The 22,965-nt window shown below is 44.1% G+C and carries 23 protein-coding genes; 11 read left to right on the top strand and 12 right to left on the bottom strand.

The window, feature by feature from the left end; translation table 11 throughout:
* Positions 1-82 precede the first annotated feature (82 nt).
* The 4 genes from IJ23_RS16200 to IJ23_RS16215 form a co-directional block, all read right to left on the bottom strand.
* Positions 83-1,180: an ABC transporter permease gene (locus IJ23_RS16200; protein WP_033906807.1), complete on the bottom strand. Its 1,098-nt coding sequence runs from the start codon at positions 1,178-1,180 to the stop codon at positions 83-85.
* Positions 1,180-2,106 (bottom strand): ABC transporter ATP-binding protein, encoded by a 927-nt coding sequence (locus IJ23_RS16205; RefSeq protein ID WP_033906808.1) that lies wholly within the window; start codon positions 2,104-2,106, stop codon positions 1,180-1,182. The genes IJ23_RS16200 and IJ23_RS16205 overlap by 1 nt, the downstream gene beginning before the upstream one ends.
* A 4-nt stretch (positions 2,107-2,110) precedes the next feature.
* Positions 2,111-3,061 (bottom strand): HlyD family secretion protein, encoded by a 951-nt coding sequence (locus tag IJ23_RS16210; RefSeq protein ID WP_390509567.1) that lies wholly within the window; start codon positions 3,059-3,061, stop codon positions 2,111-2,113.
* 207 nt (positions 3,062-3,268) lie between these two features.
* Positions 3,269-4,060 carry a PhzF family phenazine biosynthesis protein gene (locus IJ23_RS16215; RefSeq protein WP_033906809.1) on the bottom strand — a complete coding sequence of 264 codons (792 nt, stop codon included), beginning with the start codon at positions 4,058-4,060 and terminating at the stop codon, positions 3,269-3,271.
* A gap of 187 nt (positions 4,061-4,247) precedes the next feature.
* Between IJ23_RS16215 and IJ23_RS16220 the strand changes: the two genes are divergently transcribed.
* The gene (locus IJ23_RS16220; RefSeq protein ID WP_017635230.1) at positions 4,248-4,781 is read left to right on the top strand and encodes a YbhB/YbcL family Raf kinase inhibitor-like protein; all 534 of its coding nucleotides are present in this window, start codon (positions 4,248-4,250) and stop codon (positions 4,779-4,781) included.
* Between the two features lie 19 nt (positions 4,782-4,800).
* Entirely contained in the window at positions 4,801-5,580 is a 780-nt protein-coding gene (locus IJ23_RS16225) for an AraC family transcriptional regulator (RefSeq protein ID WP_033906810.1), read from the top strand.
* Positions 5,581-5,616: 36 nt separating this feature from the next.
* Here IJ23_RS16225 and arsB read toward each other — a convergent pair whose 3' ends face one another.
* Positions 5,617-6,672, bottom strand: a complete 1,056-nt coding sequence (gene arsB, locus IJ23_RS16230; protein ID WP_005385145.1) for an ACR3 family arsenite efflux transporter — start codon at positions 6,670-6,672, stop codon at positions 5,617-5,619.
* Positions 6,673-6,757: 85 nt separating this feature from the next.
* Complete coding sequence (locus IJ23_RS16235; RefSeq protein ID WP_005375451.1) at positions 6,758-7,099, bottom strand: ArsR/SmtB family transcription factor; 342 nt, start codon at positions 7,097-7,099, stop codon at positions 6,758-6,760.
* Between the two features lie 270 nt (positions 7,100-7,369).
* On the opposite strand from IJ23_RS16235, the gene IJ23_RS16240 reads away from it, so the two are divergent.
* Positions 7,370-7,954 carry an NAD(P)H-dependent oxidoreductase gene (locus IJ23_RS16240; RefSeq protein WP_017635228.1) on the top strand — a complete coding sequence of 195 codons (585 nt, stop codon included), beginning with the start codon at positions 7,370-7,372 and terminating at the stop codon, positions 7,952-7,954.
* Between the two features lie 167 nt (positions 7,955-8,121).
* Positions 8,122-8,487: a winged helix-turn-helix transcriptional regulator gene (locus IJ23_RS16245; protein ID WP_017821620.1), complete on the top strand. Its 366-nt coding sequence runs from the start codon at positions 8,122-8,124 to the stop codon at positions 8,485-8,487.
* A gap of 198 nt (positions 8,488-8,685) precedes the next feature.
* Here the strand turns inward: IJ23_RS16245 and IJ23_RS16250 are convergent, their stop codons facing one another.
* Positions 8,686-9,375, bottom strand: a complete 690-nt coding sequence (locus IJ23_RS16250; protein ID WP_033906811.1) for a hypothetical protein — start codon at positions 9,373-9,375, stop codon at positions 8,686-8,688.
* Between the two features lie 511 nt (positions 9,376-9,886).
* Entirely contained in the window at positions 9,887-10,426 is a 540-nt protein-coding gene (locus IJ23_RS16255; RefSeq protein ID WP_005385152.1) for a redoxin domain-containing protein, read from the bottom strand.
* 564 nt (positions 10,427-10,990) lie between these two features.
* Between IJ23_RS16255 and IJ23_RS16260 the strand changes: the two genes are divergently transcribed.
* The gene (locus IJ23_RS16260) at positions 10,991-12,748 is read left to right on the top strand and encodes an SgrR family transcriptional regulator (RefSeq protein ID WP_033906812.1); all 1,758 of its coding nucleotides are present in this window, start codon (positions 10,991-10,993) and stop codon (positions 12,746-12,748) included.
* A 9-nt stretch (positions 12,749-12,757) separates the two neighbouring features.
* On the opposite strand, the gene IJ23_RS16265 is transcribed toward IJ23_RS16260, so the two are convergent.
* Positions 12,758-13,633 (bottom strand): LysR family transcriptional regulator, encoded by an 876-nt coding sequence (locus tag IJ23_RS16265; RefSeq protein ID WP_017635840.1) that lies wholly within the window; start codon positions 13,631-13,633, stop codon positions 12,758-12,760.
* Positions 13,634-13,774: 141 nt separating this feature from the next.
* Here IJ23_RS16265 and IJ23_RS16270 point away from each other — a divergent pair, with 141 nt between their 5' ends.
* The 3 genes from IJ23_RS16270 to IJ23_RS16280 all read left to right on the top strand — a co-directional run bounded on the left by IJ23_RS16270 (position 13,775) and on the right by IJ23_RS16280 (position 15,687).
* Positions 13,775-14,743, top strand: a complete 969-nt coding sequence (locus tag IJ23_RS16270) for an aldo/keto reductase (RefSeq protein ID WP_033906813.1) — start codon at positions 13,775-13,777, stop codon at positions 14,741-14,743.
* Between the two features lie 9 nt (positions 14,744-14,752).
* Positions 14,753-15,139 carry a GlcG/HbpS family heme-binding protein gene (locus IJ23_RS16275; protein WP_005375465.1) on the top strand — a complete coding sequence of 129 codons (387 nt, stop codon included), beginning with the start codon at positions 14,753-14,755 and terminating at the stop codon, positions 15,137-15,139.
* Positions 15,140-15,306: 167 nt separating this feature from the next.
* The gene (locus IJ23_RS16280) at positions 15,307-15,687 is read left to right on the top strand and encodes a hypothetical protein (RefSeq protein ID WP_005375467.1); all 381 of its coding nucleotides are present in this window, start codon (positions 15,307-15,309) and stop codon (positions 15,685-15,687) included.
* A 110-nt stretch (positions 15,688-15,797) separates the two neighbouring features.
* Here the strand turns inward: IJ23_RS16280 and IJ23_RS16285 are convergent, their stop codons facing one another.
* A complete protein-coding gene (locus tag IJ23_RS16285; RefSeq protein WP_005375470.1) occupies positions 15,798-16,130 on the bottom strand; it encodes a helix-turn-helix transcriptional regulator in 333 nt (110 codons plus the stop codon).
* Positions 16,131-16,271: 141 nt separating this feature from the next.
* Here IJ23_RS16285 and IJ23_RS16290 point away from each other — a divergent pair, with 141 nt between their 5' ends.
* The 3 genes from IJ23_RS16290 (at position 16,272) to IJ23_RS25595 (ending at position 19,038) form a co-directional block, all read left to right on the top strand.
* On the top strand, positions 16,272-16,583 hold the full coding sequence (locus IJ23_RS16290; RefSeq protein ID WP_005375472.1) for a hypothetical protein: 312 nt from the start codon (positions 16,272-16,274) through the stop codon (positions 16,581-16,583).
* Between the two features lie 723 nt (positions 16,584-17,306).
* Positions 17,307-18,464 carry an amino acid permease gene (locus IJ23_RS16295; protein ID WP_005375474.1) on the top strand — a complete coding sequence of 386 codons (1,158 nt, stop codon included), beginning with the start codon at positions 17,307-17,309 and terminating at the stop codon, positions 18,462-18,464.
* A 232-nt stretch (positions 18,465-18,696) separates the two neighbouring features.
* The gene (locus IJ23_RS25595; protein WP_080276968.1) at positions 18,697-19,038 is read left to right on the top strand and encodes a hypothetical protein; all 342 of its coding nucleotides are present in this window, start codon (positions 18,697-18,699) and stop codon (positions 19,036-19,038) included.
* A 144-nt stretch (positions 19,039-19,182) separates the two neighbouring features.
* Here the strand turns inward: IJ23_RS25595 and IJ23_RS16305 are convergent, their stop codons facing one another.
* Both IJ23_RS16305 and IJ23_RS16310 read right to left on the bottom strand, forming a co-directional pair.
* Positions 19,183-21,054: a methyl-accepting chemotaxis protein gene (locus IJ23_RS16305; protein ID WP_017821611.1), complete on the bottom strand. Its 1,872-nt coding sequence runs from the start codon at positions 21,052-21,054 to the stop codon at positions 19,183-19,185.
* A gap of 436 nt (positions 21,055-21,490) precedes the next feature.
* Entirely contained in the window at positions 21,491-22,855 is a 1,365-nt protein-coding gene (locus tag IJ23_RS16310; protein WP_017635848.1) for a YjiH family protein, read from the bottom strand.
* Positions 22,856-22,965 lie beyond the last annotated feature (110 nt).

Consider the following 22,965-nt stretch of genomic DNA (forward strand, 5'->3'; position numbering starts at 1 on the left):
ACAGTGTATGAATACACAAACAAAAAATAGCCCTTCGTTGGGGCTATTTTTGTTTTTAAGGAATGAACGCAATATCGTGGGATTAGTCGAGTGATTTTTTGAAGCGAAATGAAGCGACAATAAGGCCGATAACGGTGAATCCAAGTAACCAAACTGTATCTCGCCATAGCTCTATTAGGTCTGCACCACGCAGCACCACACCACGAATAATTCGCATAAAGTGGGTGGCAGGCAGCGCTTCGGATATCCATTGTGCCTCGATGGGCATTCCTTCATAAGGGAACATAAATCCGGACAGAAGAATCGATGGCAAAAGAATAAACACCGTCATCTGCATTGCTTGAAGCTGCGTCGTCGCAATGGTGGATATCACCAAACCTAAGGTTAAACTCGCGGCGATAAACAGCAGCGTACCAAACAGTATCTGACTAATGGCGCCGTTTATCGGCACACCAAATATCCAGTGCCCCAAGCCTAAAATGATAAACACCTGTATCAGACCAACAAAGATGTAAGGGATGATCTTCGCCACCATGAGTTCTATGGAGTGGATTGGCGTAGTAATCAGTAACTCTAAATTGCCACGCTCCCGTTCTCGAACAATGGCTGCACTGGTGAACAAGATCATCGTCATGGTTAGAATCACGCCCAACAAACCAGGGACAATGTTCACCGCTGAGCGCCGACTCGGGTTGTAATACAGCGCAACTTCAAAGGTTTTGGTTGGAGCAGGACGTATCTCAAAATCAAAATCCGTTAACGGCATGGTTTGTAGCGAGAGAATCGCAGAACTGATCATGGTGTCTGAACCATCCACAATCCACTGGCCAAGTTCTCGACCTTGCACCATACGTTGGGTTAAGTCGCTAGGCAGAATTAAAGCCGCTCGTACCAAGCCGTCTTGAATGGCTTGCTCGGCTTCTGTTGCGGTAGCGAAGGTTTCGACCACATCGACCACTTGCGTGACTTTGACGGACTCGGTGATCACACGCCCGGCAGTGCTGCCACTTTGATCGACGACGCCAACGGGAATGTTGCGAATATCGGTATTAATGGCAAAGCCGAACAGCAGAAGCTGAATTAGCGGGATCATCACGACCATGCCAAAGGTAATGCGGTCACGTGAAAGCTGACGGATCTCTTTGATCATCACCGCTTTCATGCGGGCAATAGATTTCATCATTGGCGACCTTCTCCCGTCACGCTGACAAACACATCTTCCAAGCTCGGGCGAGCAATGTTCATCTCGCAGCCATCAAGCTCAGGAAAGGTTTGGGTTAACCATTCGATCGGTTGTTCGATGTGCTGGTGGATCAAAATGCGTAAGCGAATGCCGAGCTGTGCGGCAGAACGGACTTCTTCGCGCTGAATGACTTTCTCTTTTAGCTCGCGTAAGTTATCCGCTTTGACTTCGACGATGTTAACGCCCATTTGCGCCATGAGTTCTTCTGGCTCACCATCGGCGCGGATTTCCCCGGCTTCCATAATCGCCAGACGATGACAGCGTTCTGCTTCATCCATGTAGTGCGTAGTGACCAAAATCGTCGTACCTTGGTCAGAGAGATCAAACAATTGCTCCCAGAAATCGCGTCGGTTCTCTGGGTCAACCGCAGACGTGGGTTCATCGAGAAACAACAGTTCTGGTTTATGCATGGTGGCTGCGGCGAGAGACAAGCGTTGTTTCTGCCCGCCACTCATTCCGCCGACGCGCTGTTTGCGTAGTTGGTCGAGACCGTAGGTTGACAGTTGTTCTTCGATGCGAGCTTTTAGGGCCTTGGTTTCCATACCAAAGATTTGTCCAATAAACTCAAGATTCTCTTGAACCGTCAGGTCATCATAAAGGGAGAACTTTTGCGTCATGTAGCCAATCTTGAGGCGCAGAAGCTCAGATTGTTTTGGGATCTCTAACCCAAGCACGTCCACGTTGCCCTCACTTGGGCTAAGCAAGCCCGTCAACACACGAATGGTTGTCGATTTACCGCAGCCGTTCGGGCCAAGAAAACCATAAATACTGCCTTTGGGCACATTGAGCGTGATGTTGTTGATGGCGGTGAAGTCACCAAACTTCTTCACTACATTTTCAGCTTGAATCGCGTATTCGGTCATTGGCTTACTCCACCAAATCCACTTGCGCTGGAATGCCCGAAGGCAAGGATTGTGCTAAGTCTTGTAGGTCGACTTCTGCAAGGTACATCAAACGCGAGCGTTCTTCCTCGGTAAGCGCGAAATAAGGTGTGAATGAAGGTTCAGTTGCAACCCAACGAACGGTGCCGCTATAAGGTTGCTCAACGCCATCTACATGCACGTTAACCGTTTTACCCGGCACAAAGTCGACTCGATAGTTAGCAGGAACATAAACACGAGCGTATGGGACGCGGCTGGCTTGTATTACAGCAACCACGCCATTCACCGGAACGCGTTCACCAAGGTTAAACGGTAGGTTATCTAACAAGCCATCTCGCGTGGCCGTGATGGTGAGTTCTGCCAGTTTCTGTTCTTGTAGTGCCACATCGGCTTTTGCTGCCATGAGTGCGGATTTCGCTTGTTCAATATCTTCAGGACGAGAGCCAGCGGTCAGTTTGCTGAACTCTTCTTGTGAGGAGTCTAGCTCTGCACGGGCAGAATCTCTGGCTGCTAAAGCGGTGTCTTTCTCTGATTGGCTGATGAGTTTCTTACGAACTAACTCTGCTTTACGTTGGTAGTTCTTTTGCGCTTCAACCAATTGAGCTTCCGCTCTGGCAACACGTGCTTGCGCTGCGGCAATGTCTTCTGGTCGCTCACCATTGGTCAATTTCAAAAGATAGGCGTCAGCCTTGGCTTGTTCGGCTACGGCGTGAGCTAAAACGGCTTCTTGGTTTTTTGTATCGAGCTGAACCAGCACTTCTCCTTCGGTGACTTGGCTGCCTTCCTTGATGGGTAGGGCACGAATTATCTCGCTAGAGGTGGCAGTGAAGGTTACGCGGTCACGTTCTAGTGTGCCAAGGGCTTGCTGTCCGTCATCTTTGGAACAGGCAGTTAAAAGAGTCAGGGCTAGGGTGCCAAGAATGATTCGCTTCATCATGCGACGCTTCCTCTAAGAAGGTGAGCTCGAACTCGTATCAAGCTATAGAAGAGTATGGGACTGCATTCAGTGTAACGTGAGTCAGTTTTGTCCGGCTAGGAAGTTAATTCCTTCAATATTCATCAATTGATTAATTATTGAAGTTGGCTTGATCCTGCTGAAGCCGTGCTTTACTTGGCTCTTTTAAGTTGATTACGTGAATATCATTTAAACAAAAATCTTGCCTTTCATGTAGAGCACGCCGTCGCCAGATACTCTTACTTGTTCGTCAGTAACTTCACAGTGCAAAATACCTCCGCGCTGAGAAGCTTGGTAAGCGACCAGTGATGTTTTGCCTAACGCTTCTGCCCAGAACGGTGCTAATCCAGCGTGAATCGAGCCAGTTACGGGGTCTTCGTCACCACCATTTGCAGGCCAAAAGTAACGAGATACAAAGTCTTGTTGATCGCCTTTCGCAGTAACGACCACATCGTAAGGAGCGAGAGTCTTGAGATGTTCTGAACGGTATTGAACCTCAAGTACCTCCTGCTGGCTATCGACCACCACGAAATACGCTTGAGGGCTAAGCAGTACGCGTTCCACATCGCAACTTAGGCCTTCAATCAATGCCGAGGGAATATCAGAAACGGCTTTTGGAGGACGAGCAGGGAACGTCATCTCGATCTTACCTTGCGCATTCTTCTCTACGGTGAGGGTCCCTACTTCCAGAGTATGAAATTCAATCGTGCCATTAATGCCAAACTCATCAAACAGAACTAACGAAGAGGCCAGTGTTGCGTGTCCACAGAAATCGATTTCAGTAATCGGAGAGAACCAACGAATCTCATATTGGTTTGCGCCAATGGACTTTAGGAAAGCCGTCTCTGATAAGTTGTTTTCTGTCGCGATATTTTGCATCAATTCTCGGGCTAGCCATTCCTCTAACGGTATCACCGCTGCTGAGTTGCCTTTGAATTGCGTATCGGTGAAGGCGTCCACCACGTAGATATCCAATTCCATTTTCCTTCCTTATTCCGTGAGCGATTAATTAGCATAAACCAAGTGCAATTAAGAGAGTAAGAAATTTGTGTTAGAATCTTAAAGTGTCAAAATTATAGATTATTTTGTGTTTTTTGATACTTACTGACAAGGATTCGGACTGCTGGGTATTTAGACTAGTGTTGAATTAATTGAAAGGAAGAAAAACATGAAAGCGATCTACAAGTCAGTTTTGGTATTGAGTGTTTTTGCGGTCGGTTCTGCCCATGCATTTGAACTCGTGAGTAGAGATATTCAAGAAGGCCACCCGATGGCGAAGACATTTGAATACTCTGGTTGGGGATGTGATGGCGGGAATCAATCACCACAATTGATGTGGAAAGAAGCTCCAAAGGGCACAAAAAGTTTTGCGATCACCGTGTATGACCCCGATGCACCAACAGGCAGTGGTTTTTGGCATTGGATAGCGTTTAATATTCCATCCACCGTTAGCGAGCTGCCTCGAGGCATTGATATGAACAAGTTAGGAGGCAAAGAATCTCGTATTGACTACGGCACAACGGGGTTCGGCGGCGCGTGTCCTCCAAAGAATGATGGGATGCATCGTTACCAGTTTACGGTGTGGGCATTGCCAACTGAAGAACTGAATTTGGATGAAAACACGCCACCAGCCATTGTAGGGTTTACTTTGAATAGTGTTGCTTTGGGTAAAGCGACATTAACCACGACTTACACGCGATAATTGAATATAAGGGGAGAGAATGGGTCACCAATATCAGGTTACGCTGTTTCGTGCGGAGCAGCAGCAGAAGCTTCGTAATGTCAGGATTCACTCCCCAAGCATTATTCAGATTGTTAAGGGGAGTAAACATCTTTTCTGGAAAGACGAAGTACTCGACATCCATCATCCAAATATCATGCTTTGTGAAGCAAATGCATCCCTAAATTTTGAAAATCTTCCTCTACAAGGGCGATTTCTTTCTCGAATGTTCAGTTTTCACTGTGTGCCTAGCGATGAAATGTTGGAGCTAAGCATGAGCAACGCATTAGGAAACTATGTACCCGTTGTTGAGACAGATAAAGCATTGCAAGCGACGTTAAATGCTTTGTTTTCGTTTGAGCGGGAAAGCTTAAGTGAAGCGACACAACGCTATTGGATTATGGGCCTATATCAGCAGCTAGCTGAGAGAGGGTTATTGCATCGGTTGTTCTCGAGTTCACATACCTCTTTTAGTCAGAAACTTAGTCGTTACTTATCGCGCTCTCCAGGGGAGGAGCATTCATTAGACATGGTCGCGGGGCACTTTGCTATGAGCCGAGCAACATTGATACGAAAACTGAAACAAGAAGGTACCCAGTATCGTGAAGTATTGGCAGAAGTGCGCTTAAATCACGCACTTTACTTGATGCAAAATGGCTCGTATAACGTTGCTATGCTCGCACAGTTGTGTGGTTATCAGTCAGAGGGGCGTTTTAGCCAACGCTTTAAAAGTAAGTTCGGCCTAACGCCCAGCGAGTATATTAAAACGGTAGTGAGTTAATGTTTTACCGCTTTTGTATTTTTTGTGCTTTTTAGGTTAGCCATAATATTTGGCTTTCATTCGCAATGCTACATTCACCAAAGCAATCAACACAGGCACTTCGATCAGCGGGCCAATGACACCAGCAAAAGCTTGGTCTGAGTTTAGTCCAAACACCGCGATAGAAACCGCAATAGCCAATTCAAAGTTGTTGCCTGTTGCTGTGAAGGCAATCGACGCATTTTTGTCGTAGTCGATGCCCATTTTCTTACCAACGAAGAAGCTGACAAAGAACATCAACACAAAGTAGATAGCCAGTGGAATTGCTACACGGAATACATCCATTGGCAGTTCAAGAATCATCTCACCTTTTAAGCTGAACATCAGTACGATGGTCGCAAGCAGGGCGATAAGCGTAATTGGTGAAATGCGTGGGATGAACACGTCGTTGTACCATTGTTCACCTTTCGCAGCGACCAGCCATTTGCGGCTTAGGAAGCCCGCTAGGAATGGGATACCAAGGTAAATCAGAACACTTTCCGCGATGTCCATCATCGAGATATCAACCACGAAACCTTCGTAACCAAAGACTGGTGGCAACACAGTGATGAACAACCATGCCATCACACTGTAAGTCACGATTTGGAAAGCGCTGTTTAGTGCAACTAGGGCTGCGCCGTATTCTTTGTTACCGCCACCGATATCGTTCCATACAAGCACCATCGCAATACAACGAGCAAGACCGATCAGAATGATACCAACCATGTAACCCGGATGATCACCTAGGAAAGTCAATGCAAGGATGAACATCAAAATAGGGCCGACAATCCAGTTCATGACCAAAGACAGCGTGATTGCTTTTTTGTCTTTCGTCACTGTACCTAGCAGGTTGTAGTTCACCTTTGCGAGTGGCGGGTACATCATCAAAATCAAACCAATCGCTAGCGGTACGTTTGTGCTACCAACTGACATTGACTCATTCCACTCAGCAACTTGAGGGAACGCTGCGCCAATACCTACACCGATTGCCATTGCGACAAAAATCCACACCGTTAGGTAACGGTCCAAGAAGCTCATTTTGTCGCTGGCACTATTTAAAACTTGAGTAGTCATAGTGTTCTCTTATTCGTTTATCGTCGAAAGGCGATAGTTAAAGGTATAGTTTATCTCTGCACGCCTGACCAGCGTGCAAAGGGAATTAATCAAATAACTTGGAAAATCCTAGATTGAACTGATCAAACGCGTCGCGTTGAATGCGGTAACACACCTTAGGTGGGTTTGGCTCGGCGCTGATAAAGCCTGCTTGCTTGAGAATACGCAAGTGCTCGGAAACAGTAGATTGCGCAAGACCCAGTTCAGAAACCAAATCACTGTTCAAACAACCGCCCATGGTATCGAGCGTGTGCAGGATATGCAGAATGCGCAAACGTGCTGGATGCGACAAAGCTTTTGCTTGCGCTGCGAGAGTTTGTTCTTTCTCGAGCTGTTGTTGCGTTGTCTGAAAAACAACTTCGCACGTGTCCTTGCACTTATCACTCATTCGCTGGCCTTAATAGTTAATCGTCGAATTGCGATAAAGTGTACGCTTGCTCTGTAGAAGATGCAACAACTCGATGAAAAAATTAATCGTAAAATAACGATGAATAAAAAATTGAAAAAATATATGTTTTAAAAACAGTGATATAATAAAAAATTACGTAGGTTACTAAAAGTTAACTAATTGCACTATATTTCTAGGTTACCATAATAAACCACATCCGACGCACAATGGTTACTGCGTCATCTTGTGAACTTATTTAAAGGTAATCCCATGAGCAACGTACTGATCATCAATGCACACGAACCATCACCATATTCAGAAGGTCGTCTAAATGCTTCTCTTGTCGACAAAGCACAGACGCTTCTGCAAGCAAAAGGCCATGAGGTTCGCGTTGTGACAATGCAAGATGAGATCAACGTAGATGAGCAACTCGCACACTTTGAGTGGGCTGATCGCGTGATCATCCAAAGCCCAATCAACTGGATGTCTGTGCCTTGGTCATTCAAAAAATACATGGACGACGTGTTTACTGCGGGTATGGGCGGCGCACTATGTGCATTCGATGGCCGTAGCGCAGAAGAACCAAAGAAAAACTATGGTACAGGCGGCACTCAAACCAACAGCAAATACATGCTGTCACTGACATTCAACGCGCCAGAAGAATCGTTTGATGATGAGAGCGAATACCTATTCCAAGGTAAAGGCGTGGACGATTTGATGTTCCACATGCACGCTAACTTCCGCTTCTTTGGTATGTCAGCACTGCCTACATTCGCTTGTTACGACGTGATGAAGAACGCAGATATCGAAAACGATTTTGTTCGTTTCGAAGCGCACATTAACGAAAACTTCTAATCCTTTTAGAAACATAGTGCGAACTGAATGATGAATTGAGATGGACTGCTACATGCGGTCCATTTTTATTTGTTTGCGGCGAGGTGACGTTTTTATTACTCTAAAGCACTAAATGTATCTAGCTTACTTTTCGTTACCTAGATTAGGTGCGTATCTTGAGGTGTATTGTGGAAAGCAGAATCAGTGTAGATAGCAAAGGTCGTAAGTCAGTGGCGAACGTATGTGCGGAGCCATGTGCTATCGAGAAAGGGATGCGTCTAATTGGTGGTAAATGGAAAGGCTCTTTGATTTTTCATTTGAAAGACGGTCCAGTTCGTTTCAATGACCTAGCACGCATGCTAGGCGGCGCAAGCAAAAAGATGATCGACCAACGCCTTAAAGAGCTAGAAGCGGAAGGTATGGTGGTGCGCAAAGTGATCAGCGACCGCCCAATTGCAGTCAGCTATGAACTAACAGAGTTCGGCCGTACCGCACTTAAGATTCTTGATGATTTGCGAATTTGGTCTGAAAAGCATCAAATTGAGCTTCGTTAAGACCAAAGTAGTTAATCGCAAACGTTACTCTCTTTTGAAAGCTGATTAACAATACATCGCCGTTTATACCCAAGTAACTTAGATGTGCTTCATTCAAATCGTAATTTGTTTCGTAAAACAACGTACTCTTTCTAGTCAGGCATATCGAGGCTACTTGAGCATAATCGTACTTTTTAATTTTTTAATTTTTTGATTTTTTTAGTTGTTATTTGTCATACTTAGTAAGCTGTAGAATAAATCACTCACTTCAGTTGAATTTAAAAAAGCACTATTTAATTCCAGTTTCTTTTCAAAATCGGAATATTTATCGAATTCCTCTTTCTCAACTAAACCTATTGGTGAGTTGTCGTTAACATGGTTTTCATATTTTTTGATGGTATATAATTTAGACTTTTCGTCAAAATATTGAATTATCTTAATGTTAACGTCAGGTCTCTCCGTATTATACGTGATCGTAATTTTTTCATAATCTTTATTAATCGGAGTCGTAAGCCCTGTAGGGTAGATGATTTTAAACCCATTAATGTCATTCTTCTTCGTGCTTTTATAATGTTTTGAGTATGAAAAGTTTTCAATTGCACTTTTAGTGACGATAATTGACTCACCTTTCTTTAAACCGTATTCGGTACATTCATAATCGTCAACAACCGTAGAATTTCTTTTCTTTTCAATCAGGTAGGACATGCTTGCAGATGTCCCTCCGTGTTCCAGTTTTTGTTGGTTTACAGAACAATAGAAATGACCTTTGTCCACCGTCATTGCGTTGACTTGTTCCGGATTTGAAATGGTGGGATGTATATCTTTTGCTGGATCGTTGTCGCTTCCTCCTGAACCGCATCCAACTAATCCGATACAAACGGCCATATAAAGCAAAGAGATTTTATTCATACTGTATTTCTCAATTAAGATGTGTGATTGCAAATAACGATTAATTATATTTATATAAAGTGAAAATTTTTATTTTTAATTGAACGGTGTTTTATTGATAATTTAATCGTTTGCTTTTATTTTGTCTCTTACGGTATCTATGTTTTCATTTATGGTATGAATTATTAGAATTGCACAATTGTGAGTTGCAATAGGATAATAATCGCTAGCCAACTACTTGTGTAGGTACCGTTATGATTTATGTATCCGTTAAGTCTAAGTTTTTAGTCTTAATTTCATGTATTTATCGTGAAAGTGACTTAGAAGTAAATACTTAACGTCGTTTGAGGGGAGCCTGGACTTCACTGATCTTGTTTTTCATCAAGACGTTGTATAATGAACAAGGACTCTATTTCCAACTTGTTGATACATATCAGATCTCACGGATCTGATATGCATTCCAAGTTATTCTCACTAAGGCAAGAATCCTAGCTTATTTAAGGATAGAAAGTTTACTTGGGTGTAGAAGATATTAGTAATCCAATGTGCCACGGATAGGGTAGTTATTGTTTGGATCGCGAATCCATGCCAATCCGCGTGATAGCGCGCCAAGCTCAGGGCGAACAAACGGGTTGTTTGAAATATCCACCACGTGTAAGTCGCCGTGTTCATTCACCACAAACAGACCTGGTTCTGCGAAATTATGATCGGTTTCCTGTTCAGATCGAGGAATAGATACATACAAGCCTAGCGTTTTCATTTGTTCTTCGGTCAGGCCGTAAGCGATAGGGAAGCTGATTTCGAGTTTCTCTAGATGCCCCTCTAGCTGTGCTTTTGAGTCGCCAGAAACGGCAAGAATATCGACGCCAGCATCAGCGAAAGCCTGTTTGTAACTCTCAAGCTCGTTGAGGTACTTAGTACAAAGAGGGCAGTGTTTACCACGATAAACGAATACTGCTTGCCAAGTCGCATCACCTTGCGGCTGACCCAACGTTACGCTTGAACCATCTAGCAAAGTGGCTTGAAGATGAGGGAAGCTGTCGCCCGCTTTAAGTTTCACTGAAGTTGCCATATTGACTCCCGAATTGGTGGTGTATATCCATGAATGCCCCTTTCTCAACAAAGCGATTGGGGGATGAGACTTCAATGTAGACTCTGTTTTGCGGTGTTTCAACTAGTTAACTTTTAGTAACCTGCAATAAGGTAGTAGAGTGCAAAAGATGAAAAAGCAGAACTTAAGATACAACGAAGTGGGGGTGTAGTATCAGGAGCTAAGTTCTGCTTGAGGTTAGGCTATGACCACTGGAACATATCGTTAAGATAAACCAGAGTCATCACTTCTATTTTATTACTCGATTGAGCTAGGCGTTGCTGAAAAAAGTACGCCATCATTGGCTTCTTCATTTTTTCCTCCTTTAGCTGACGAGTAAATTATGTGTATAAAAGGGGATATAAAAAAGAGAGTGCTTTTGTTGGCTTTTTTCCTAATAACGTAAATATATGGGGCTTTAAAGCCGAATTTGGAGGTTAATTGTGGAAAAGGGGAACAGATAATTAGGAAGTTTTCTTATTTTATTACCGCCAACTTAAGTAAACTATTCCTATCCACAAACTTCACAGATCTAAGGTTGATTCAGTGTCTGATCTCAATTTGTTTCGCTATTACCAACGATTACTCTCGTTTAGCGTTGGTGATGAAACAAAAACCACGTTACAGGACATTGCCGACATCATGTTCACTTCTTCTCGGCATGCTCGTAGCCTGCTAACGCAAATGCAGCAGAAGGCGTGGTTGAGCTGGCATCCGAAAGCTGGGCGGAACCAACGATCGACTCTCATTCTGAATATGGAGTTAGACGTTTTAAAAGAGAGCTTGGCTCTTGAACGTATCAAGTTAGGCAAGTATGAAAAAGCGCTGGCGATATTAGATGAAGACGAACTGGCATTTGGCCGTTTGTTAAAAACAACGTCTGGTGCTTCTGTGCAAGAAGGACAGCTCAATATTCAATTAACCTATAAGCGAATGTTTGAGCGCGTCGTTCCACATCAACTTCAGCGTAGCAGCGAACGTTTCTTATTAAGGCAAATCTATTGTTGCTTAGTTTCGAGTGATAACAATGGGAAAGTGCAACCAGAACTCGCACATCACTGGCGTTATGACGAAGACACCTACGAATGGACTTTCTACCTTCGTCCAGGTCTGACTTTTCATAATGGTAATTCCATTGATGCAGAAACAGTGGTTAGCTTGTTTGCAAAGTTGAGTTCACTACAGTACTACGAAAAAGAGTTGGCACATGTTGCTAACATTACTGCGCCAACGCCATTGAAAGTTGTTTTTAAGCTTAATCGAGCTGACTTGGGCTTTGCTGGACTTATTTCTGGAGTGAAATACGGCATTCAACCAGTAAGCCAAGTTAACGTAGCGAATAACAAGCTGGTGGTCGGAAGTGGCCCATTCTCTGTTGTCGAGCACAATGAAAGTCGTTTAAAACTGCAAGCATTTAATGGTTACTATGCATGTAGAGTTCTAACGGATTTGGTGACTATCTGGATTGTTAATGACGAGCAAATGGAGAACCCGTCATTGGCAGCAAATACGTTGCAAAGGGATACTTCGCCCGAGGAGGATTTGTGTGGACACTATATGTCGACGCAAAACCGAGAAAACTCATCGGCGAGCAAGCGTAGTCGAATAGAAGATGGTTGCTTATTCGCCTTATTTAATCAGCACGCTAAGCACAAACTCTCTTTAGCGCAGCGCCGTTATATTAGTGAGCTAATTCAACCTGAGCACTTGGCCGAAGTGATGCGCCGCGAGAATATTGTATTTGGGAGTATACCCGCTTATAACCTGCTACCAGGTTGGAAGCCAGTGCTCCGTCCGTTTAGTGAGCCGCTTAAGTTACCTAAACACATTACCATAGCAGGATATAACTATACCGCGTTGCGTCGCTGTGCGCGGGCTATTTCTAATCGTTTGGCGAGTGTTGGCAGTAAAGTAGAAATTGTTATGTATTCCTACCGTGAGCTGAACGAGAAGGCTAAGAACGGTGAGCTAAATGAGACAATGGTCGTAACGAACATAAACCTAGATGATAATCGTCATGCCTCTGCGTTCACGAACTTCTTCAGCAACGCTGTGCTATTCCACACTTTGGGAGAAAAGAACGCACAATGGTTAGATGAACAACTACAGAGAGTCAGATCTTTCGTTCCACTTGAGGACTACCTTAATGCATTGGAGCCAATTGCATCGACGTTGATCAGCGAGTATTGGATTGCACCCATGTTCCACCATACACAAACTTTGCGTTTCCAAGGTGTTTTAGAAGACGTCGCTCTTACTAACTGGGGTTGGCCAGATATTCGCTCGGTGTGGTCTGCGGATTAACTGCCTTAGTTATATAGCAAAGTGCTGCTTCACGAATTCAATGAAGGCTCTGGTTTTCGCCGATTGATAGATGAGCTGCGGATACACCAAGTACACCGCGTTGTGCTGGTGGTCGGTTTCTTCCGATAAAACCTGCACTAGACGGCCGTGCTCAACGTCTTGTTCGACAAAGTAACTTGCTAACCGAGCAATGCCATTGCCAGACAGGGCTGATTCTTTGAGTAAGCGGTTTTCATTGCTTGAAAGCCAACCTTGGGTTTGAACTGTTCCCGTTTTTAACGGCCACTCTTTTTGATGCAATGTGGTTAAGCATTGATGCTCTTGTAAATCATCTAATGTCTCCGGCGTACCTTCTTCTTGCAGATACTGAGGAGAGGCAACCAGCCAGTGGTGGTAGTCCAAAAGGTGATGCGCAATCATATTCTCTGGCGGCGTTCTTGTCGCTCGAAACGCAAAATCAACGCTGGTTTCTGTCAGATTAAACGCTTGATAGCTAGAAAGGATCTCGAACTCTACGTTTGGATGTAAAGCGCGAAACGCTACGCACAAATCATGCAGCACCGCTTCAGCAAACATCTTGGGAGCGGTAAGACGAATCAGACCGTCTATTTGTTCAGATCGCTGACTTAAACTCTTTTCCATTTCCATTACGCGGCGTTTGAGATCTTCCGCTTGTGCAAAGATCGATTCACCTTCTGCCGTCAATCTCACGCTGCGTGTGGTTCGAACAATCAAAGGCGTTGCGAGTTCCGATTCCAATCGCTTGATTTGTTCCGACAGGTAACTTTTAGAGATACCAAGTTGCTCTGCTGCTCTAGAAAAGTTGAGTGTTTGAGCCACTTCAGCAAACAGCATCAGTTTTTCGATTCTCTTATAATCTGCCATCTTTATTGCTCGCTTTAATTGTTCGGTAACGAGGATAATGAATTCGATTTTACGGTATTAAACTAATTTTTACGAACGGTAAGATGGTTCGAGTTAATTTAAGAAATTGAAGATGCAGAAATCGGAAAAGTGAGAATAACGATGAACAATCCAACACTACCGCTCGCCAAAACCTTACCTAACGTTAGCCGCTTGGTCTTCGGCTGTATGGGACTTGGAGGGGAGTGGAATCGCAACCCATTAACCGCCCAAGATGAAAACCAAGCTTATGCCGCTGTAGAGGCAGCATTAGAGGTTGGCATCAATCTCTTTGATCATGCGGATATCTACAAATTCGGTAAGGCTGAAGAAGTGTTTGGGCGCATCTTAGCCAATGACTCAACCTTACGAGAACGAATGTATCTGCAATCAAAGTGCGGCATCCGTCTAGGAGATGAGCAAGGTGTTAAGCAGTATGACTTCTCTGCCAAATGGGTGACGGCTTCTGTTGAGGGCATTCTTGAACGCCTTGGCGTGGAAAATCTTGATGTTTTGATGCTGCATCGTCCTGATCCTTTGGTTGAATTTGAAGAACTGGGCACAACGCTAAAAGCCCTGAAACAAGCTGGCAAAGTTAACCACTTCGGTGTTTCTAACATGAACAGTGCTCAAATTGACCTTCTTCAACAAGCAACGGGCGAAGTTGTTGTGGCGAACCAGTTGGAAATGAGTCTGGCTAAGTCTGACTTTATTAAGCAAGGCATGGGGCTTCCTTCGTCGGAATCTGACTACGTTGCGGGAACACTGGAACATGCCCGTAAGCATAATATCCAACTGCAAGCGTGGGGCAGTATGGCGCAAGGAAGATTCTCAGAGCGTGGTTTACATTCTGATGATCACAACACCAGACAGACGGCGGAGATGGTGATGGCGCTAGCAGCTGAATATGGCGTGTCGTCTGAGGCGATTGTTTTAGCCTTCCTAACGCGTCACCCAAACCAAATTCAGCCTGTTATTGGTACTGCAAACCCACAGCGTATTCGCGCTTGTGCTCAAGTAGAGAATGTCACGCTATCACGTAGCCATTGGTATGGCTTGTTCGAGAAAACCCTTGGTCATGAGATCCCGTAGGAGAGAAAAATGAAATACGTACAAGTTCAAACTCTGATTCAAACGGCATTGGAAATTGCGACTGCTCGCAAGCAGAACATTGCGGTTGCCGTGGTTGATACACATGGAGAATTGCTCGGTTTTGCCCGAATGGATGATGTGAGTGTGCAAGCAGGTTTGTTGGCACATAACAAAGCTTACACCTCGGCTAGAGACCGTCAGCCTAGCGGCAATCTGGGTGCTTGGGCTCGTGAGACGGGTAAGCAGTTGAGTTATTGGACTGACCCGAAGATCACAGGCTTTATGGGTGGTGTACCTGTAGAACAAGAGGGGAAAGTCGTCGGTGCAATTGGTATCAGTGGTTTGGCTGAGCAAGATGATGAAGCACTTGCGATGGAAGTATTAAACGCGCGTTGAGTATAATGTTTATCAGTAGGTGTGATGCTTTGTCCCGCTTTGTACTCACTGTAGGGACTCAAGTTCACAGGCTTCGTCGAGTCACAGTGCTATCTAATAGCCTGAAGTAAGCAGAAGTTGAAATCGCGAACTATGATTAATTTATTTGAAAGCTTTGAGGCCTAAATATGTTTCATAAGGTATTCGTTTCGCTATTTTTTGTTCTCCTCTCAGGCTGTGGTACGAGTGACAGCGCGTTAAAAGAGAGCGGTTATGATGAAGCTTATATCCAAGGCTTTCATGACGGTCGGCATAGTGGTATGCAAGAGGCAGGGAATGATTTTGAACACTATATTAAGGACGAAACAAGGTATCAAACCGACTCAGATTATCGACAAGGCTGGGATGCTGGTGAGGTAGAGGGTAACAAGTTACAAAAGCAGGCGACCGCGATAGGACAAGGCATGATTGATAATTCGTATGAAGAACGTGATGTCTTTGATCCTGATAAAGTGGCGAAAGATGCAATAAAAGGCGTTGATACATCGGAATTAAAAAGCCTAGAGTAACGGACTGATATAAAGAATAAAACTCGTCATTTGACGAGTTTTATTTTTGTCTAAACGATTCATGTTTCAACGCTCAACAGGACATTCACGTTTGGGTATGAGTAATGTGGTTAATCACCTTTCTTGTTCTTTTGTTCAAGGATTAACGATAACAGGCGAACGAGCAGGGACTGAGCTTCCGGTGAGAGCAATCGCGCCACGGCCGTTAAGTCATTTGCTGTGACATGCTGAACATCACGTACATCTAAGGCAATATCTAGGTCAGTCAAATGAAGCGAACGCAATATGGCACGATATTGTGAGAGTTTAAGATCGGACTCTCCGCGCTCGATTCTTTGATATGTTTTTACGCTCATTCCAGCGATGTTTGCCATTTGCTCACGGGAGAGGCCATTCGATTTTCGTCTTGCGATCAGTGCTTGAATTATAGGGTCTACCTGCATGTGCTCTCCTGAAAGGACAGTTTTGACCTAAACGGAGCAAGAAGTGGACCAGTTTAACCACCACATATTTACCTGCTTTGCAATCAGTATAAAAATAACTGTCTTATAAAAACGTAAATATTTTAGTCAGTTATTAACTCAATGGAAAAGTATCAATCATACAAATCAATAGAAACGAAAGCTTCTATTCGCAAAATGCAACGCATTTTAGATCATTTATTTAGTGAAATTGATCAGCAACATCGTGAGACTAAAGAGAATGTTGTGACACTGATTCAACAGTCACAACAGCGATTGATGAACTACAAAGAGCTTTACCTTCACAAAGAATCGATAAGTGAAGTAGAGCTGCGGATGGCGCATGAAAACATGAGTGAGACTGAGAAGCAGGTCGCCGATATGGGTATTCCAGTGTTAACTTATATCATTGGCGCGCTAGATAAAGCGTATTAACACAGTCGTAAAGTCGGGCGATACAAGATTTACGCAATTTCGATCAATTGATGACATCTAAAAGAAAGGATGCAAATGCTGGGGAACCACACCCAGCATTCGGACACTCATTTACCTATATTTTCGAACCGTAAATCAGTGTTTAGAGGTATGTGAACCGAACAGTGTCGGTACGCAGCGAATAATAGCGATATTGTCCGATCTAGGCTACGTCCTTGGAATCTAACACCTTCACTTAAACTGTAAATTAATCTGTACACCCAGCCAAATTGAGCCATTGAGCACGTTCTTCCTTCTCTTTAAGCGATAAAAGACTAATTAGTGACGAAAAAAACAACACATCTTAGGTAAAAGATAAGAGTTGTTAAAATATATCGCTATAAGATTGACCTTTTGCTTTTCAATCGTCCTGCTTATGCCTTACAATCTTTTCGAACCAAATCCATTCATAACGAATGGGGTTGATGAATTAAGATGAACAATTTTGCTTCGAACCCAAAGTTGCGCACATTTCATCAACGATGACATCGCCAAAAATGACTCTCAAGTGTTCATGTGCAAATGATTAACCACCTTTTGTTGCATGTTTTCTTAGCCATACAGGGCTCTTGTAACATAGTGCTCTTGTAACCAAATTTTGACTAAGTCGGAGCGTTTTGCTGTGTGCTTTAGATAAAGCACAACTGGCGAGAAATTAACGGATTGAATTTAGAGGTATTAACCGTGAACCTAAAACTTGTCGGTAGCTCCCTGATCGTTGCAGGTACTGCTCTTGGCGCTGGTATGCTTGCTATACCAATGGTGCTTGCTCAATTTGGCCTCCTTTGGGGCACTCTTCTTATGTTGTTCATCTGGGCTGGAACGACTTATGCTGCGCTGCTCCTTCTTGAAGCCAGTTGCAAAGTAGGTGGTGGTGTGAGCATGAATGCAATTGCTCGCGAAACGCTTGGTAAAGGAGGCCAGTTGGTAACCAACAGCTTGCTTTACGCCCTGTTAGTTTGTCTATTAATGGCTTACATCATTGGTGCGGGTGATCTCGTACAAAAAGTAACAGCCTCAATTGGGCTTCCAACATCTACGATCTCAAGCCAAGTCGGTTTTACTCTTTTAGTTGGTATCATTGTTTCGGCAGGTACAGGGGTAGTAGATAAGCTGAATCGCGGTTTGTTCCTAGGCATGATCGTAGCGCTGATCCTGACACTTTTTGCGCTTGCACCAAGCGTCTCGTTTGAAGGACTTGATGAGGTTGTGAGCGACGATAAAATGGCACTTATCAAAACCAGTTCGGTGCTTTTCACCAGTTTCGGTTTTATGGTCGTGATCCCATCGCTTGTAACTTACAACAAAGAAGCGAGTAAAACACAACTGCGTAATATGATTATCGTGGGTTCAACTATTCCGCTTGTTTGTTACCTGTTATGGTTGTTAGCGGTTGTCGGCAACCTACCACCTCATGAGCTTGTTCAATACTCCAACGTAACAGAGTTGATCTCGGTACTAGGTCAGCAATACGAGGGCTTAGAGTTCATCCTATCCATGTTTACTGGTTTGGCACTGCTAACGTCGTTCTTAGGTGTTGCAATGGCGCTATACGATCAAAATGCAGACCTACTGAAAGCAAGTAAGCCAGTGATTTTTGTTACTACTTTTGTGCTACCACTATTAGGTGCTGTATTTGCGCCAGAACACTTCCTAGCTATTCTCAGCTACGCGGGGATTATTCTTGTGTTTCTCGCGGTCTTTGTCCCATTATCAATGACCATGAAAGTGCGCCGAGTGCCGGTAGAAGATGACAATATTTATGAAGCTGGTGGCGGCGCAATGGGAATGAGCATGATCTTCCTATTCGGTTGTTTCTTGCTGTTTGCCCAAGCAGTATAAAATCACGCTAGCTTATTTAAAAACTGAGCCGCTCGTATTCAAACGGGCGGCTTTTTTGTATTCATAGCCGAACCTAGGCCACTCAAAGTCATCAGCATTTGTGATGTTTGACGTTTCTCTGATAATCACGGTTAGTGCTGACTTTTTAGTAAAACTCCTTAGCGAAAGGCTGACATGTACAGTGATTCACCCTTCTATTATATCGATGTTGATATGAATAAGAGGCTCTGTTGTGTCAAAGCAATTATCTTTTGCCATGGTTGGCGTTATGTTGTCTTTAGGTGTGTTGAGTACAGAAGCGGTGGCTGACCCGAAGCATAAGCATGGACATCGGTACGATCACCATCATGCGCATCACCACCATCATAAACACAAGCGCAAGCACAAGCATAAACACAAACATCGTGACGTTATTTATGTGGAGACCCGACGACCAAGGCGCAGTTACTATTACCATGACCGAATTCCTCGGAATAGTACCTACATAAAGATTGGAGATTTCACTTATCTAAAAGTGGACGACCGCTATTATCGTCGTTCTAATGATCGCTATATCCATGTCGAGTTCAATTAAACTTGAAAGGACATATAGTCGGTGTTCTTGTAATGTTGAGCTTAATAGCAACAACATGGCACATGTAACATCGACCAATACTAGGGTAGAGGGTTAAAAACAAAAACAGCGAGCCGGTGCTCGCTGTTTTTGCTTAAATGAGTGTTAGACAGTAAATCTATTTAAGATTTGATCTTGTTTATGTACATCTTCTTGTTGCGCCTGCATCGCGTCGTTGGTTCGATTTGCCGATTCGGCGACTTGAGTCGATAGGTCTTTAATATTCACCGTATTGTTGTTGATCTCTTCAGCGACGAGGCTTTGCTCTTCCGCTGCTGAGGCAATTTGCAAGTTCATATCGGAAATACGCTGAATCGCATCACGAATGCGTTGTAACGCACTATTTGCTAAACCCGCTTTTTCAACGGCCTCTATAGCACTACCTTTGCTTTGATGCATGGCATTTGCCACAGATGAAGCGCCAGATTGTAGTTGCTCAATCATAGTACGAATCTCTGTTGTCGACTCTTGAGTACGTTGTGCCAGTGTACGTACTTCATCTGCAACAACGGCGAAGCCTCGGCCAGATTCTCCCGCACGTGCAGCCTCGATTGCGGCATTCAACGCGAGTAAGTTCGTTTGGTCCGCAATATCGTTGATGACTTTTAGAATCGTTTCGATATTGGCGGTAGCAGATTCCAACACTTGTACTTCTTCGACTGCAAGGTCAATGCTATCGGAAAGCATGTTTATCGTTTGTGTCGATTCACCAACGATAGAAGACCCCTCAACCGTTGCTTGGTCGGCTTCTTTGGCTGCACTTGCCGCACCTTGCGCATTATTAGCAACCTCTGTCGCGGTGACAGACATCTCATGCATCGCGGTAGCAAGTTGTTCTAGCTCTTGCAGCTGAGTGTGAATTGCGCCTGCCGAGTCTTTTGCGCCCTCAGCGGTGATTTGAGTTCCGTTTAAAATTTGATCAGAAATACGTTTCGACTCAATGATTTGCTGTTGTAAGTTCTCCATGAACGTATTGAAGTTTGTGGCAAGCTCAGAAAACTCTTGGTCAGTATCTGTTTCGAGGCGTTGTGTGAGGTCGCCTTTCCCTGATGCTACATCTTTAATCGCATTGTTTAGCGTGTCCAAAGGACGCATGAGAGTGCGAATCAACAGAGTTAGGGCGATAATAGATGCAATCACGGCAATGATTGAATAAATAATAGCGTTGTTACGGAGCTCTCCTACGGCAGAATAGGCAACAGCTTCATCGATCACCGAACCTACGTACCAGTTCTCGCCAGGAATGTGAGTCAGGTTAACCATGTAGCGGTTGCCATCAATCTCAACATGTTGTGCTGATTGCGTAAGTTCGATTTGTGGGAGGTAGCTACCGACTTTCTCACCGTTGTATTTACTTTGAGGGTGAGCAATGGTTGTGCCATCAGCGGTGACCAGAAATAAGTAACCAGCATCAAACAGATTCACTTGGTTGACCAGATCTGAAAGGGTAGTTAATTCGAGGTCATAAAACATACCGGCTAAAAACTGGCCATTTTCTTTTACTGGCGTACCAACAGAGATTATAACGTTTTTCGAAGACGCATCGACGTACGGATCGGTTACGACCAAATCGCCTTTGCTCTTAGCTGCAATAAACCAAGGACGCTGACGTGGGTCGTAGTCTGGACCCGCATCCCAGCCGTCGTCATTTTCAATCACAAAGCCATTACTTTCATAACCAAAACCGATGGCAAGGAAGCTGCTTTTTGGCGTGGGTCTTTCAAGTATGTTTTGAACATAGCTATGTGAACTGGGGTCAAGCTCAATCACTTCAGTAATGGAGCGAGCGAGATCCTTCTTTGCATTCATTTCTGATTGCACAGTGTTACCAACACTGGTCAATATCTCGTTGACACTTGAGTCGATTTGCTCCTGAGTTTGGGAGCGGATGGTCATAACTTGTTGTGTCGACAATAACGACACGGTAATTAGCAGCAAAAATGAAGAGGCTGTGACAACCTTATGTCTGAATTTCATGAGCTTTCCTCTGATTCTCCCGGTTGGTTCCACTTTGCTTTCGCCTCTTTTAAACCGAGCGAATTGGGCATAAAGAGAAACCTATTGTGTTTGGTTATATTTTTATCGACATCTTTGTCAAAAACATGAACTCATTTGTCGTCTTTTTTAACTAAATTTAAACAAACCGACAATTTACGTTAAAACTTGTGAGTGTGATCATGTTTGCGATCTCAATTAATGAAATCGTCATAATGAAAAGAATTGCTTAACAAACAGTGGCATCAACTGGCTTTACAGGTGAGGTGATGAAAATTTTGTTGGTGCTGACAGGTGTTTTGTTGAAGTTTTGTCTTTGTAAATTATGAGCTTTTTACTAAAAGCATAATGTGGACGGAGTTTTAGGTATAAAAAAGGCCCCGACGATGCGGAGCCTTTGTTTATTGACGTCTCGATTTTAGAAAATAAGATGAGCAACGCCAGCAATCACAGGTAATGTGATTAACGTACGTAAAATGAAAATTACGAAGAGCTCTACAATGTTTACTGGAATTTTGCTGCCTAACAGTAGGGCACCTACTTCCGACATGTAGATAAGCTGAGTTACTGACATTGCTGCAATAACAAAACGTGTCATTTCGTTATCGATTGAGGCCGCTAAAATTGCTGGAATAAACATATCTGCAAAGCCAACAACGATTGTCTGTGATGCTGCAACAGCTTCAGGGACTTGCAGTAGCTCTAGGTATGGGATAAACGGTTGACCCAGAATTGCAAATACAGGCGTGTATTCTGCAATCACCAATGCGACGGTACCAAGACCCATAACTACAGGTAGTACGCCAAATACCATGTCGACTGCGTTGTGTACGCCTTCTTTAAATACAGACTGAACCGATGTGACTTGACCAGCACGCTTAAGAGCTAGATCCATACCCCAAGAGAATGTGGTGTGGCCTTCTGGCACTGCATCTGCGTCTTTATCTGGGTTGCTGCCGTCAATGTAGCGATCTTTCTTCAGACTAAGCGGAGGCAGGCGAGGAATGATAATCGCAGCTACGATACCAGCTAGACAGATAGCGCCGTAGAAAGGCAAAAATAAGTGCTCTAGTTTTACCTGAGCGATAACAACTAAGCTAAACGTGATCGATACTGCTGAGAAAGTGGTCCCGACAACAGCCGCTTCACGCTGAGTATAGAACTTATTTTCGTATTGCTTGCTGGTTAGCAAGATACCAACACTTCCGTCGCCTAACCAAGATGCCATACAGTCAATTGCACTGCGGCCAGGTAGGTTGAATACCGGACGCATTATTTTACTGAGTAACGCACCAAATAGCTCCAGAAGACCGAAGTTCAAAAGAAGCGGAAGCAGTAAACCCGCGAAAATGAAAACGGCAAACAGAGTAGGTAGAAGACCAGTAAGAACAAGCCCGCCAGTGTTCTCTTCCCAAATTGCTTTTGGACCCACTTGGAAGAACGTCATTAACACGGCAGCGCCGCCGATTAAACGAACAACGAGCCAAAGTGGAGATGGGTTGAAGAGACCGTTTAAAAAACCATTACGTAAAATTGCAGCTGGCTTAAAAATTTTGCAAAGAACAGAAGCAACGGCCATGAAAGCGATGATACTGGTGACGATAGCAATCAAGGTATCGCCTAACACCGCTGGGATGACTTTTGCCATCACGGCAACGGGAATGGTTAGGCCGCCATCGTAAGAGATCGGAGCCATAAAGAGTAGAAGACCAATTAGGGAAGGGATGAAAAACATCCAAAAGTTGCCCTTAGGAGCTTCAGTAGCATTAGTGGTGTTATGCATAGTTGTCTCGTGTTACTACTAGTCAATACTTGCCATTTCCATGACATAAATATTCACTAAACATCCGTATTTAATCACAGTTTTGCGGAGGGTACCCGCAAACTGCATCC

Origin of the sequence: Vibrio sp. OY15 (assembly GCF_000742455.1) — a bacterium.
GTDB lineage: Bacteria > Pseudomonadota > Gammaproteobacteria > Enterobacterales > Vibrionaceae > Vibrio > Vibrio alginolyticus.

Bases quoted from the DNA above. Each gene is read 5' to 3' on its own strand.
- IJ23_RS16200 (WP_033906807.1), bottom strand. From the start codon at position 1,180: ATGAAATCTATTGCCCGCATGAAAGCGGTGATGATCAAAGAGATCCGT.
- IJ23_RS16205 (WP_033906808.1), bottom strand. From the start codon at position 2,106: ATGACCGAATACGCGATTCAAGCTGAAAATGTAGTGAAGAAGTTTGGT.
- IJ23_RS16210 (WP_390509567.1), bottom strand. From the start codon at position 3,061: ATGATGAAGCGAATCATTCTTGGCACCCTAGCCCTGACTCTTTTAACT.
- IJ23_RS16215 (WP_033906809.1), bottom strand. From the start codon at position 4,060: ATGGAATTGGATATCTACGTGGTGGACGCCTTCACCGATACGCAATTC.
- IJ23_RS16220 (WP_017635230.1), top strand. From the start codon at position 4,248: ATGAAAGCGATCTACAAGTCAGTTTTGGTATTGAGTGTTTTTGCGGTC.
- IJ23_RS16225 (WP_033906810.1), top strand. From the start codon at position 4,801: ATGGGTCACCAATATCAGGTTACGCTGTTTCGTGCGGAGCAGCAGCAG.
- arsB (WP_005385145.1), bottom strand. From the start codon at position 6,672: ATGACTACTCAAGTTTTAAATAGTGCCAGCGACAAAATGAGCTTCTTG.
- IJ23_RS16235 (WP_005375451.1), bottom strand. From the start codon at position 7,099: ATGAGTGATAAGTGCAAGGACACGTGCGAAGTTGTTTTTCAGACAACG.
- IJ23_RS16240 (WP_017635228.1), top strand. From the start codon at position 7,370: ATGAGCAACGTACTGATCATCAATGCACACGAACCATCACCATATTCA.
- IJ23_RS16250 (WP_033906811.1), bottom strand. From the start codon at position 9,375: ATGAATAAAATCTCTTTGCTTTATATGGCCGTTTGTATCGGATTAGTT.
- IJ23_RS16255 (WP_005385152.1), bottom strand. From the start codon at position 10,426: ATGGCAACTTCAGTGAAACTTAAAGCGGGCGACAGCTTCCCTCATCTT.
- IJ23_RS16265 (WP_017635840.1), bottom strand. From the start codon at position 13,633: ATGGCAGATTATAAGAGAATCGAAAAACTGATGCTGTTTGCTGAAGTG.
- IJ23_RS16270 (WP_033906813.1), top strand. From the start codon at position 13,775: ATGAACAATCCAACACTACCGCTCGCCAAAACCTTACCTAACGTTAGC.
- IJ23_RS16275 (WP_005375465.1), top strand. From the start codon at position 14,753: ATGAAATACGTACAAGTTCAAACTCTGATTCAAACGGCATTGGAAATT.
- IJ23_RS16280 (WP_005375467.1), top strand. From the start codon at position 15,307: ATGTTTCATAAGGTATTCGTTTCGCTATTTTTTGTTCTCCTCTCAGGC.
- IJ23_RS16285 (WP_005375470.1), bottom strand. From the start codon at position 16,130: ATGCAGGTAGACCCTATAATTCAAGCACTGATCGCAAGACGAAAATCG.
- IJ23_RS16290 (WP_005375472.1), top strand. From the start codon at position 16,272: ATGGAAAAGTATCAATCATACAAATCAATAGAAACGAAAGCTTCTATT.
- IJ23_RS16305 (WP_017821611.1), bottom strand. From the start codon at position 21,054: ATGAAATTCAGACATAAGGTTGTCACAGCCTCTTCATTTTTGCTGCTA.
- IJ23_RS16310 (WP_017635848.1), bottom strand. From the start codon at position 22,855: ATGCATAACACCACTAATGCTACTGAAGCTCCTAAGGGCAACTTTTGG.